Below are 12,376 nucleotides of genomic sequence, written 5' to 3' on the forward strand. Positions count from 1 at the left end.
GCAGGAATCCGATGAGAAAGCTCAGCGCGGTGACGGTCGCGAACACCCAGGGCGATTGGTCCTGCGTGAAATAGGCGATCAGCCCGAGGATCGCAGCAAGCGTGCCAAGGTTGATAAGGTGGCGCAGCGGCAGCAGGATCGGCTTGCCCGACATGTTGCCGTTGAGCTTGAGGAAGGCGATCACCGAGCCGGAGAAGGTAATCGCGCCGATCGCCACGCCGAGCCCCATCTCGATCCGGCTGACCGGCAGGATGTTGATGATCGACGGGCCGTAGATCGGCGTGATCCGGACCGCGATACCGAACGCTTCGGGATTGAGGTAGGCGGCGGCTCCCACGAGCACCGCCGCGAGACCGACGAGGCTGTGGAACGCGGCAACCAGCTGCGGCATCGCCGTCATCTGGATCTTGCGGGCGGTGACCAGCCCGATTGCGGCGCCGATCAGAATCGCGCCGAGTATCAGCCCGCTCGTCACCCAATCTATTTGAAAACCGAATGGGCAAAGTGAATCGCCCACCTCACATGCGTCGGTCCATCCTCCCGCGATCCCGGGCCACCGAGTGAAGAGCGTCGTCGCAACGGCAATCGCCATGCCGATCATGCCGAGGCGGTTGCCGCGCTGGCTGCTCTCCGGGCTCGACAGTCCTCGCAGCGCCAGGATGAAGCAGACGCCGGCGATCAGGTAGGCGAGCAGGACCCAGGCCGGCTGCGCGTGCGCGGCGGCCTCAGCCATTCTTACGCTCACGCTTCTTGTACATGGCGAGCATTCGCGCCGTGACCGCGAAGCCGCCGAAGATGTTGATCGACGCCAGCATCACTGCAAGCAACCCCAGCCACTTGGAATACAAGCTTCCGCTGGCGGCTGCGGCGATCAGCGCCCCCACCACGATCACCGAGGAAATCGCGTTGGTCACGCTCATCAGCGGCGTGTGCAGTGCCGGCGTCACCGACCATACGACGTAATAGCCGACGAAGCAGGCCAGAACGAAGATCGACAGGATCGAAATGAAGTCCATGCCCGGCTTCAGCCCCCCTCCTCGACATTATCGAAGTTCACAAAGGTCACGTCCGCCGGGCTCCGTCGCAGAGGGCGGCTTTGCCCTTTATGTGACCCGGCCGGCCGACATTGCACAGGTCAGGGCCTGTAGGACAGAGGCAAAGCTGAATTCGTATTCATGGCGCGTCCCAGCGATTCACCGAAATGAGGTTTCCTATTTCCTAACCTTTTCGCGGCAGAGACCGATGTGCGACCTGGGAGAATATCGCGCACGTGTCGAAGCGCAGCGAACCGAAGCCGCAATCGTCGCCATGGAAATTGCTTCTGTGGACGGCCATCGCAGGCCTGATCTTCGGCCTCATCGGCTTCGGTGAGGTTGCCGAGGACTGGTTGCGCATGTTCCGCAACGGTTTTCACAAGCATAACGCGAGCGGCCAGATCGTCGTCGTCGATATCGATGACAAGGCGTTGCGCGAAATCGGCAATTGGCCGTGGCCGCGCCATGATGATGCAAAGCTGGTCGATGCCTTGAGCGTTGCTGGCGCCAAGCGGATCGCCTTCGACATCAATTTTTCGTTCCCTTCGGATCCCGCCGAGGACCGGGCATTTGCGGAATCGATCGCGCGATCGGGCAAGGTGACGCTCTTCACGCGCTTCAAGGTCGGCCCGACACAGGGCACGCAAGTCAATTCGCCGCCACTCCCGGCGTTCGCGCAGCATGCCCAGATCGGGACCACGAGTGTCGCCTACAATTGGGAAAATGCCGTCTGGACGCTGCCTTACGCTCTGGACGTCAATGGACGGAATGTTCCCTCCTACGCGGCTCTGATGGCCGGCGTGACGGGCGAGCCCGGCACAGAATTCCCGGTCGACTATTCGATCGACGTTCGCAGCGTCCCTCATTTCTCGGCGAGCGACATCCTCGACGGACGGGTCCCGAGCCGAATGCTCGCGGGTAAGCAGGTCATTGTCGGCGTCGCGAGCGAGGTCATCGGCGACGCCTTCTTCATCCCCGGCTACGGCCGCAGCTTCGGCGTGGACGTTCACGCGATCGGTGCCGAAACCCTGAAGTCCGGGACTCCCATCGGCATTGGCTGGATTCCCGGGCTCGTTTTCGGCCTGATCGCCGCCGCGCTCGCCGTCCGGTTCGATCGCAACGCGGCGCGCTATCCGATCATCGCGGGCGCACTCGCGACCTTGTTCGTCCTTCCGGGCTTTCTCGAGGCGCACCTTGTCTTCGCCGATGTCACGCCCGGCCTGTTCGTCGTGCTGGTGGTCGGAAGCGTCCTCGCCTGGCGGGCGTTCAGGGCCCGCGGACTCGTCAACCCGGACTCCAATCTGGCGAATCTCAACGCGCTGCGAAGCAACACTGCAGGCAAGAAAAAGGCGCTGATCGCCGCGCGTGTCCTCAACTATGAGGAAATTCTCAGCACTCTGCCGGTCAACAGTGAGCGCCAGCTGACCGACCAGATCGTCAACCGCCTCAGCGTCGGCGCGCCGGACCGCGTTCTCTATCAGGGCGATGCCGGCATCTTCGCCTGGTTCGAGGAGCCGCGCGCGCCCTTCGGTCACCATCTCGACGCGCTTTATTCGCTGTTCCGCAACCCGGCGACGATCGCCGGCCTGCCGGTCGACCTGTCGATCGCTTTCGGAGTGGAGCTCGGCAGCAGCCGGTCGCTGTCAAACCGGCTCGCAAGCGCTCTGGTCGCAGCCGACGAAGCCGCGCACGACGGGCTCAAGTGGAAGTATCACGATCCGGACACCGTCCAGGACGCCTCGTGGAAGCTGTCGATGCTGAGCCAGCTCGATGACGCCATCGACAAGGGCCAGGTCTGGGTCGCCTACCAGCCGAAGCTGGAGCTGCGCACGCGCCGGATCATCGGCGCCGAGGCGCTGGCCCGCTGGACCCATCCCGAGAAGGGACCGATTGCCGCCTCGGAATTCGTCGCGGCGGCCGAGCAGAGCGACCGGATCACCAAGCTTACCGACTTCGTCCTGGAGACTGCGGTCGGAGCAGCGGCGTCGATCAATCGGCGCGGTACTCCATTCGACATTGCGGTAAACCTGTCGGCGCGGCTGCTGTCGGACAAGGGCCTGATCCTGCGGGTATCAGCTCTGCTCGCGCGCCATGGCCTTGCGCCCTCGCGCCTGACGCTCGAACTCACGGAGACCGCGGCACTGACCGGTTCGGGCGAGGGCCTCGAAATGATCGCGAAGCTGCGCGAGCTAGGCGTCGGTATCTCGATCGACGACTACGGGACCGGGCTGTCGACCCTGGAATATCTGAAGAAGGTGCCGGCCAACGAGATCAAGATCGACCAGAGCTTCGTGAAGGGCATGGTCGAGAACCGGAGCGACCGGCTGATGGTGCAGTCGACCATCGGCCTTGCCCATTCGCTCGGGCGGCGCGTTGTCGCCGAGGGCGTCGAAGAGCATCCGACGCTCGACCTGCTGCTCGAGATGGAGTGCGACATTGTCCAGGGCTATGCCGTCGGGCGCCCGATGAGCATCGAATCGCTCGCTCGCCGGATTACCACCGAGCGCAAGCGCGGCGCCGCCTAACAACCGGCCATCCGTGCGTAGGCACGTGCGCCGCGTCATCTGCTGAGCCAGCGTTCCAAGGCGCTCGCCGACCGAATCTCCGATGACTCAGCGCTCGCCTCTTCACTGGGGGAACGTCGCTCGATCGCAAACCGACGAACCATAATTGCTGCAGCTGAGGAACTTTCGTGCCGCGAATATGGTAAATCGTTTGATTACCATATCTATTAAGGTTAATACCCGTCCCATCTGCCGAATCGTGGCAATGAAGACAGGGGATGTTCGATGAAGAAGACCCAAACCCGCGTCGGCTTCTGGAGCTGGATCGCAGGCTACGGCTGGACCACCGCTGGCGGTAACGGCTAAGCTGACGTAACAGGCTGGAATCCGGCCTGAAAACAATATGTTTCAAAGCGCCCGCCTTCACGGTGGGCGCTTTTATTTTGGGGCCGACGGAGGCGAGTCGGCTGATGCTGTTGCGGCTCCGTGGGATGGGCTAGCGGGCGGACATGCTGCGCCAGGCATCCGATTCGCTAAGCCTCCGCGCGAAGCGCGCAGGGCTTCACGAATTCACCAAGTCCGTCGAATCCTGGCTTTCGGGAACCGGCATCACGCAGGGAGTTCTGACCCTGTTTTGCCGCCACACCTCCGCATCGCTGCTCATTCAAGAGAATGCTGCGCCGGCGGTCAGACGCGACCTCGAGCGCTACTTGGATCGCCTCGCGCCCGAATCGGATGCGTATGAGCATGATGACGAGGGACCGGACGACATGCCCGCGCATCTCCGCACGGCGCTGACGCAAACGCAGATCAGCATCCCCGTTCATAACGGGCGCATGGCGCTGGGGACTTGGCAGGGAATCTTCCTTTTCGAACATCGGCAGGCCGCTCCGGAACGGCAGATCGTCCTTCACCTGGTCGGCGAATGAGCGCGCGAGCCGTTCGCGACTGGCTCGCTGCCAATGCGCCCGATCTTCGCCTTATCGAGGTCGCGGAGAGTACGGCGACCGTGAACGAAGCCGCCGCGGCCCTCGGAGTCGAGCCGGCGCGCATTGCGAAGACGCTTGCCGTACGCGCGGGTGAGCTCCTGTTCCTGCTGGTTACCCGGGGCGACGCGCGCCTCGACAACCGCAAATGCAGGGACACGACCGGAGCGCGGCCGCGGATGCTGAGCGCCGACGAGACGCTGGAGGTGACGGGGCACCCGGTCGGCGGCGTCTGCCCGTTCGGACTCAAGGCACCGCTACCGGTCTACGTCGACGCGTCGCTGAAAGCGTTCGACATGGTTTATCCGGCGGGCGGCTGCCTGAATTCGTCTGTCGAGGTCACGCCGGAACACCTTTTCGACCTGGTCGGCGACCGTTGGGTCGACCTATGCCGGCTGCCCGACGAAGCGGGCGGGGCTTAGCTGGGCGGCGTCGACGCCGCTCAAGGGCCATTCGAACCCCAGAATCAGCGATGCTGCGGCCCGCGACATCGCCGGCGAGGTCTGCAACCCCGCCCCGCCCTGTCCAGCAAGCCAGAAAAAACCGTCCGCTTCCGCCGCGAAACCGGCGACGGGATGATTGTCCGGCGCGAAGCTGCGCAAGCCGGCCCAGCGACTGTGGATCCGCTCGACATTGACGATTGTGCGCTCCTCGATTCGTTGTGCGGCGAGCGCCATTTCAAACTCGTCAGGCTGGGCATCGCAGGGATCGCTCGGCACCTCGTCCATCGGCGAGGCGAATAGGCGGCCGCTTTCCGGTGCGAAGTAAAGCTCGTCTCCCACGGTCTTGGCGAAGGGCAGCCCGTCGAGATCGGTGCCCGCCGGCGCGTCGAAGGTGATGATCGTCCGGCGCTTCGGTTGCAGGCCGATCGGCCGCACGCCTGCAAGACCGGCGACAACGTCGGCCCAGGCGCCGGCAGCATTGACGACGATCTGCGACGAGTAGCTGTTGCCGGCTTCGGTCGTAACCTTCCAGCCGCCGCCTTCGCGCGTCAGGCCGGCGACCCGCTCGCCGGTGCGCAACTGCCCGCCCCTGCCGCGGAGCTGGCGGGCGAAGCCCTGCAGCAGCGCATGCGGGTCGAGGCGGATGCCATCGCAGTCGGCGATGCCATAGAGCGCATCGGGTTTCAGGAGCGGGCACAGCGCTCGCACGCCGGCGGCGTCCAGACGCTCGAGCCTGACGAACCTCGAGATATCGGCCTCGAGCCTGTCCAGCGCGTCCCTCTCGTCCTCACGGGCATGGATCAAGACCGCCATTCGGCGACCGAGCGGGACCGCGCTGAAGCCGTCGGGCGGCAGGTCGAAAAAGGGACGGCTGGCAAGCGTCAGTGCGCGGATCAGCGCATCGCCGAGCGCATAATGAAGCATGGTCGCGCTTCGGCCTGACGAGTGGAAGCCGATTTGCGTTTCGCCCTCGAGCACCAACACGCGCGCATTCCGAGCGATCTCTGCGGCGGCTGACAGCCCCGCAATCCCGCCGCCGATGACGAGAACGTCAGCGGATTCGGCCATGGTCAGACGGCCGTCAGCCGCTCGTGGACCACCTTGCCGCCGCTCGTCAGGCGAATGCCTTTGACGATCTCGTCGTCTTCCGGAAGAACGGGACGCCCCTGCTCCTTGTCCCAGAAGGCGGCGAGGAAATTGTAGAGGTTGCGGGCGAACAGCGCCGAGGCGTCCGCCGGCAGGCTGCGCACCAGGTTGGCGGCGCCGATGATCGTCACGCCATGACGCTCGACCCGTTCACCGGCTACGGTGCCCTCGACATTGCCGCCAGCGCTCGCGGCTAGGTCGACGATGACGCTGCCGGGGCGCATGCTTGCGACCTGCGCGTCGCTGATCAGCCGCGGCGCCGGCCGGCCCGGGATCAGTGCCGTCGTGATGACGATATCCTGTCTGGCGATATGGCCTGACACCAGCTCTGCCTGCGCCTTGCGATATTCGTCGGACATTTCCGTCGCATAGCCGCCCGCGCCCTCACCTTCGATGCCGGTGACCTGCTCAACGAAAACCGGCTTGGCGCCGAGCGACTGGATCTGCTCGCGGGTCGCGTAGCGGACGTCAGTCGCACTGACCTGCGCGCCGAGGCGGCGAGCGGTGGCGATCGCCTGAAGGCCGGCAACGCCGACGCCCATCACGAAGACCCTGGCCGGGCTGATCGTGCCGGCCGCGGTCATCATCATCGGGAACGCTCTTCCGTAGGCTGCGGCGGCGTCGATCACGGCTTTGTATCCGGCGAGGTTCGACTGGGAAGAGAGGATGTCCATCGATTGGGCGCGGGTGATGCGCGGCATCCATTCCATCGCCAATGCGTCCAGCCCGGCGGCGGCATAGCCCGCCACGGCTTCGCCTCGCGCTGCCGGATCGAGCGCGCCGACCAGCAGCGCACCGTCCGACGCGCCCGCCAGCGACTTCGGATCTGGCCCGTCGACACACAGGATAACATCGGCCCCGCGAAGCACGTCCGAGCGGGGCCCGACCGCCGCTCCGGCGGCTGCGAACTCGTCATCCGGAATGGCAGCAGCCGCGCCGGCGCCCGCCTCGACGGCGACGTCCGCGCCAAGTCCGACAAACTTCTTCACGGTTTCGGGAATCGCAGCGACGCGAGTCTCGCCAGCGGCGGATTCCCTGAGGACGGCGATCCTTGCCGGCACGCCGGGAATTACAGGACGAAGAAGAGGAGGATCATCGCGATCAGGAACACCCCGGCCGCGCCCCATTTGAACAGCTTTGTGAACCGCTCATAATCCTCAACGTGCACGGCGACGTCGTGCGTTACCGGGCTGGTCAGAAGCGGCTCTTCCTCGGCCATCGTGTTTCCTCTCTCGAGCTTGCGCCCTCATGTTTTGCGCTCGGCGCCTGGCGGCGTCCATAACAAGGGCTTCGCGCCGCCCCAAGCCCCTCGTTCCGCTCAAGGCGCCCAAGGGCGGTTAAGCCGACCTTTACTCTTCGCGGATAATAGAGGCTCGCGAGGAGCCCCGATGCCCGAAGAGCGAATCCGTTCCCTATTGCTGGTCGAAACCGACGCCGACGAACGGCGTCTGATCTCGGCCGTCGCGGCTCGTTCGGGCTGGAGCGTGATCGGCGCCGCCGACGAGGCGACCGCCGTCGGGCTGCTGCAGGGGCCGCATGGGCGCGAGGTTCAGGCGGCGCTGCTCGGCTCTTGGAGTCCCGATCATGGTCGCGAGCTGATGGCTTCGCTGCGCGAGCACCGCGCAGACCTTCCGATCATCGTTCTCAGCCACAGCAACACCGTGGCCGTCGCCGTCGAGGCGATGCGGTCGGGCGCAAGCGACTTCCTGGTGCGGCCGGTCGCGGCCGAGCGGCTGGTCGAAGCCCTCGCCGCCAACGCCGACCGCCGTCGCGCCGTGGGCGAGCTTGCACCGGTGTCCGAAAAGCTCGCTCCGGAATTGTCGCTTGAGCAGCTGGTCGGCGCTGCCCCCGAGTTCCGTGCCGCGCTGGCGGTCGCCGCCAAGGCCGCTCGCAACCGCCTGCCGATCCTGATCGTCGGCGAGCCCGGCACCGGCAAGGAAACGGTCGCCCGCGCAATCCACGCCGCAAGCCTGCGCGCCCGCGGCCCGCTGCTGTCGATCGACTGCAAGGCGGTGCCCTCGAACATCATCGACAGCGAGCTGTTCGGGCATGAGAAGGGCGCCTTCCCGGGAGCCTTCGCACCGAAGACCGGCAAGCTGGTGCTGGCGGACGGCGGCACATTGCTGCTCGACGACATCGGCGCCCTGCCGCCAGAGACTCAGGAACGGCTGGACCGGGTCGTAGCGACCGGCGAGGTGCGGCCGGTCGGCCTCAACGGCAGCCATTCGGTCGACGTCCGGATCATCGCGACCGTCAGCCAAGCACTTCCCGAGGATTTCCACGCCGGCCTCGCCGAACGGATCGCGACGACCACCGTCAACCTGCCCGCGCTGCGCGAGCGCTGCGGCGATATCCCCGCCCTCGCACGGCACTTCCTGACCCGCTTTTCAGAGCAGAGCGGGATGCGGCCGCTATCGATCGGCAATGACGCTCTCGCAGTGCTGATGCGCTACGGTTGGCCGGCCAACGTGCGCCAGCTTGCCGGCGTGCTGTTCCGCGCGGCGCTGCGGTGTGAGGACAACTCGCTGACCGCCGAGCACTTCCCGCACATCGCTGTTCAGTCGCGTTTCACCGGTCGGCGCACCGACTTCGCACCGACCCTGAGCAAAGCCCGCAGCGAGGAGGCGATCGCCGGCGCTTCTCCAGTCACCCTGTTCACCGCCGACGGCCATCTGCGCCCGCTCGAGGAGATCGAGGCCGACATCATCCGCCTCGCGATCGGCCATTATCGCGGCCGCATGACGGAGGTCGCGCGGCGGCTCGGGATCGGACGCTCGACCCTTTATCGCAAGCTTGGCGATCTAGGGATCGACACTGCGGCCTAAATCCGCGGGGTGAGCGCCTGGTCGCGCAGGCCGCGCCAGACGCGGAGGGCCTGGACGGTCTCGAACACGTCATGGACCCGCAAGAGCTGGGCCCCCTGCTCCACTGACTTCAGGGCAAAGGCGATGCTGCCGCCTAGCCGACGGTCGACGGGCGCTTCGGCCGAGAGCGCGCCGATGGTGCGCTTGCGGCTCGCGCCGACGACCAGCGGGCACCCGAGCGAGTGGAGCAAGGCGAGGCCGTTCATCAGCTCAAGGTTGTGGGATACCGTCTTGCCGAAGCCGAAACCCGGGTCGACCAGGATATGCTCGCGGGCGATACCGGCAGCTACGGCAGCGGCAATCCGCTTTTCCAGCCAGAGATAGACCTCGACCAGGACGTCGTCGTAGCGCGGGTTGTCCTGCATTGTCTCCGGCGCGCCGAGATGATGCATCAGGATGACGGGTACACCCTGCACGGCAAGCACGCCGGCCGACCGGTCGTCGTAGGTCAGCGCCGAGACATCGTTGATCATCCGCGCGCCGGCCCCCAGCGCCGCCGTCATGACGTCAGCCTTGCGGGTATCGGCAGACACCGCAGCGCCGCCGGCGGCTAGCTTCCGGATGACGGGCGCTATGCGGTCGATCTCGTCGCCTTCCCAGACGGGTTTTGCGCCTGGACGGGTCGATTCGCCGCCGACATCGATGATCGCCGCGCCATCGCGCGCCAAGTCCGCCCCGGCCGCCGCTGCGGTTGCCGCATCCGCGAAGCTGTTGCCGTCTGAGAAGCTGTCCGGCGTCGCATTGACGATGCCAATGACCTGCGGCTGGTCGAGGCGGATGGTGCGCTCGCCGAGCTGCAGCGGCCGGCGAGCCGAAGTGAGCGCGCCCCACTGCGCGGCCATGGCATCGTCAAAGCGGTCCTCGATGCCTTCGACGGGGACAAGCTCGCTCGCGGTGCGGCGATGACCCTCGACGTGCAGCAGCTCGACCGCTGAAAACCAGTTCAAACCGCCGGCGAGCCGAGCGACCTTGCCGTCGTGGCCGAAAGGCGAATCAACGAAGCCCGTCGGGCGAATAAGGGTGCGCATAACCCGCGCTATAGTGCGGAGAGATGCTGTTGGCGCAAGGCGTCGATCGGCTCCAGCGATCCGGCCTGGTCGAGGTGCCAGAAAGTCCAACCGTTGCATGACGGGGCGCCCTGCAGCGCTGCGCCGACCTTGTGGATCGAACCCGAATGCGCCTCGCAGGCAATCGACCCATCGGCGCGAACGGACGCAGACCAGCGGCGCTTCGAATCGGTCAGCGTCGAGCCCGCTGGAACCAGGCCGCTCTCGACCAGCAGGCCGAAGGCGACGCGCGGCTGCGAACGCTTGTCGGCGACCGTCTGCATCGCGCTTTCGTCCAGCGGGAGTGTCGAGCTGATGCGCTGTTTTGCGACCTTCACATAGGCGGCCTCGCGCTCGATGCCGATCCAGCGGCGGCCGAGCCGATGCGCGACGGCGCCGGTGGTGCCCGTCCCAAAGAAAGGGTCGAGCACGACATCGCCCGGCTTCGTGCAGGCAAGCAGGATGCGATAGAGGAGCCCTTCGGGCTTCTGTGTCGGGTGCGCCTTGGCGCCGTCGTCCCCCTTCACGCGCTCGCCGCCGCTGCAAATCGGCAGCACCCAGTCCGACCGCATCTGAAGGTCGTCGTTTAGCGCCTTCATCGCGCGATAGTTGAAGGTGTAGCGCGCCGTTTCGTCCTTCGCGCACCAAATCAGGGTCTCATGGGCGTTGGTGAAGCGGGTGCCGCGGAAATTCGGCATCGGGTTCGACTTGCGCCACACGATGTCGTTGAGAATCCAGAAGTCCGCGTCCTGCAGAAGCGAGCCGACCCGGTAGATGTTGTGATAGCTGCCGATCACCCAGATCGTGCCGCTGTCCTTGAGGATCCGCCGCGCCTCGGCCAGCCAGCGTCGAGTGAAGTCGTCGTAGACCGCTAGGCTGTCGAACTTGTCCCAGTCGTCGTCGACGGCGTCGACCCGGCCGCCTTCCGGCCGGAACAAGTCGCCGCCAAGCTGCAGATTGTAGGGCGGGTCGGCAAAAATCATGTCGACGCTCTTGTCAGGAAGGGTCGCCATTTCGGCGATGCAGTCGCCCTGGAGGATTTCGTCGAACGGAAGCTCGAAGCGCGGCGCGATCGACTGGCGCAAACGGGTCCGCGGCTCCGCGATGCGGGCGATAACGTTCATGAACTCTAAGCCCCCTGAACTTTTCGCCCGGAGGGTGAGTCAGCCCGGACTCCGGGTCAAGCAATCAAGAGTTAACGGCGCTCCGGCGATGAACTCGTTCAGGCGGCGGAACGATGCCTCTCCACAACATCTTGAGTCAGCGGCGAATCAGTGGACTCAATCTGTAGTGTGTGTGGCCCGGAGGACTCGCTTTCGGCGATTTCGATGAGGCGCAGTTCCGCGCGGGTAACGCCCCGCTCGATGGCCCGTACGGGGGCAAAGCTTCGGCGGTGCAGTGGGGTCAGGCCGAGTGCCTGGAGCCCGCGGTAATGCTCGGGCGTGCCGTAGCCGCGATTCGTTTCCCAGCCGTAGCCCGGATATTGGCGCGCATGGTCCGCCATGATCCGGTCGCGGGTGACCTTGGCGACGATCGATGCAGCACCGATCGAGCGGCATTTGGCATCGCCGTCGACGATCGCTTTGGACGGGCGCTGCCACTTGGGGCAGGCATTGCCGTCGACCAAAACCCAGGCCGGCTCGATTCCGAGCGCTTCGACGGCCCGGGTCATCGCCAGCATCCGCGCCCAGTAGATGTTGATCTCATCGATCTCTTCGACCGAGGCGATGCCGACTCCCCACGCCGCGACCTTGACCAGCTTGGCGTAGATCGCCTCGCGTTTTTCGATCGGCAGGTTCTTGCTGTCGTCGATGCCGCGCGGGAAGCGGTCGCGGTCGAGGATGACGGCGGCAGCGACGACCGGGCCGGCCAGTGGCGCGCATCCCGCTTCGTCCACGCCGGCCAGCGGCTGCGGATAATCGAGCTCTAGCTTGAAGGAGCAGCGGCGGGGCATGTGGCCCTTATTCGTCATTCCCGCGAAAGCGGGAACCCAGATTTTTCGATTTGGCTGGGTCCCCGCCTTCGCGGGGATGACGAAAGATGTGGATTATTCCCAAATCCGCCACGGCGGGAAGCGCCTTGCCTCACCGGCCTTGTAGAGGAAGACGATGTTGCCGTCGGGGTCGCGCAGGCGAGCCTCGCGCCACATCCAGGGCTGGTTGCGGGGGCCGTGCTCGAAGCTGAGCCCGGCCCGGGCGAGTTGTTCGACGCGCGCATCGAGGTCGTCGCATTCGAAATAGACGGCGGTCGTCGCCTCAATCTTCTCTTCGGGATCGATCTGGACCGAGAAAGTCACGCCGCCGGCGGTTTCGAAGCGCGCGTAGTCGGGCGGGCTGTCGACAATCTGCTTAAG

The 12,376-nt window shown here is 65.6% G+C and carries 12 protein-coding genes and 1 pseudogene; 4 read left to right on the plus strand and 9 right to left on the minus strand.

Annotated elements, in window-relative coordinates:
- Positions 1–733: NAD(P)(+) transhydrogenase (Re/Si-specific) subunit beta (locus JOZ79_RS08425; RefSeq protein WP_294073167.1), on the minus strand; the 733-nt coding region annotated here is incomplete at its 3' end.
- Positions 726–1,016, minus strand: a complete 291-nt coding sequence (locus JOZ79_RS08430) for an NAD(P) transhydrogenase subunit alpha (protein WP_294073169.1) — start codon at positions 1,014–1,016, stop codon at positions 726–728. The genes JOZ79_RS08430 and JOZ79_RS08425, both read right to left, overlap by 8 nt.
- Before the next feature lie 254 nt (positions 1,017–1,270).
- On the opposite strand from JOZ79_RS08430, the gene JOZ79_RS08435 reads away from it, so the two are divergent.
- From JOZ79_RS08435 to JOZ79_RS08445, 3 genes are all read left to right on the plus strand, one after another.
- Positions 1,271–3,559: an EAL domain-containing protein gene (locus JOZ79_RS08435; protein ID WP_294073171.1), complete on the plus strand. Its 2,289-nt coding sequence runs from the start codon at positions 1,271–1,273 to the stop codon at positions 3,557–3,559.
- Positions 3,560–4,047: 488 nt separating this feature from the next.
- Entirely contained in the window at positions 4,048–4,467 is a 420-nt protein-coding gene (locus tag JOZ79_RS08440) for a secondary thiamine-phosphate synthase enzyme YjbQ (protein WP_294073173.1), read from the plus strand.
- Positions 4,464–4,946: a YbaK/EbsC family protein gene (locus JOZ79_RS08445; RefSeq protein ID WP_294073175.1), complete on the plus strand. Its 483-nt coding sequence runs from the start codon at positions 4,464–4,466 to the stop codon at positions 4,944–4,946. Before JOZ79_RS08440 ends, JOZ79_RS08445 begins: the two co-directional genes overlap by 4 nt.
- On the opposite strand, the gene JOZ79_RS08450 is transcribed toward JOZ79_RS08445, so the two are convergent.
- The 3 genes from JOZ79_RS08450 to JOZ79_RS08460 are packed head-to-tail and all read right to left on the minus strand — an operon-like array spanning position 4,911 to position 7,332.
- The gene (locus JOZ79_RS08450; RefSeq protein WP_294073177.1) at positions 4,911–6,035 is read right to left on the minus strand and encodes an FAD-dependent oxidoreductase; all 1,125 of its coding nucleotides are present in this window, start codon (positions 6,033–6,035) and stop codon (positions 4,911–4,913) included. The two genes, JOZ79_RS08445 and JOZ79_RS08450, sit on opposite strands and share 36 nt — an antisense overlap.
- A 2-nt stretch (positions 6,036–6,037) precedes the next feature.
- Positions 6,038–7,183 (minus strand): Re/Si-specific NAD(P)(+) transhydrogenase subunit alpha, encoded by a 1,146-nt coding sequence (locus JOZ79_RS08455; protein WP_294073189.1) that lies wholly within the window; start codon positions 7,181–7,183, stop codon positions 6,038–6,040.
- Complete coding sequence (locus JOZ79_RS08460) at positions 7,183–7,332, minus strand: hypothetical protein (RefSeq protein WP_294073179.1); 150 nt, start codon at positions 7,330–7,332, stop codon at positions 7,183–7,185. The genes JOZ79_RS08455 and JOZ79_RS08460 overlap by 1 nt, the downstream gene beginning before the upstream one ends.
- A 169-nt stretch (positions 7,333–7,501) precedes the next feature.
- Here JOZ79_RS08460 and JOZ79_RS08465 point away from each other — a divergent pair, with 169 nt between their 5' ends.
- Positions 7,502–8,938 carry a sigma-54 dependent transcriptional regulator gene (locus tag JOZ79_RS08465; protein ID WP_294073181.1) on the plus strand — a complete coding sequence of 479 codons (1,437 nt, stop codon included), beginning with the start codon at positions 7,502–7,504 and terminating at the stop codon, positions 8,936–8,938.
- On the opposite strand, the gene folP is transcribed toward JOZ79_RS08465, so the two are convergent.
- The 4 genes and pseudogenes from folP to JOZ79_RS08485 form a co-directional block, all read right to left on the minus strand.
- Positions 8,935–10,005 carry a dihydropteroate synthase gene (folP, locus tag JOZ79_RS08470; protein ID WP_294073183.1) on the minus strand — a complete coding sequence of 357 codons (1,071 nt, stop codon included), beginning with the start codon at positions 10,003–10,005 and terminating at the stop codon, positions 8,935–8,937. The two genes, JOZ79_RS08465 and folP, sit on opposite strands and share 4 nt — an antisense overlap.
- An 8-nt stretch (positions 10,006–10,013) precedes the next feature.
- Positions 10,014–11,147, minus strand: a complete 1,134-nt coding sequence (locus JOZ79_RS08475) for a site-specific DNA-methyltransferase (protein WP_294073185.1) — start codon at positions 11,145–11,147, stop codon at positions 10,014–10,016.
- 248 nt (positions 11,148–11,395) lie between these two features.
- Positions 11,396–11,977 (minus strand): annotated as a pseudogene (locus JOZ79_RS08480) (ribonuclease HII); the annotation flags it as partial.
- 93 nt (positions 11,978–12,070) lie between these two features.
- On the minus strand, positions 12,071–12,376 hold a 306-nt coding region (locus JOZ79_RS08485), incomplete at its 5' end, for a VOC family protein (RefSeq protein WP_294073187.1).

Source organism: Sphingomonas sp., from assembly GCF_019242355.1.
Taxonomy (GTDB): Bacteria; Pseudomonadota; Alphaproteobacteria; order Sphingomonadales; family Sphingomonadaceae; genus Sphingomicrobium.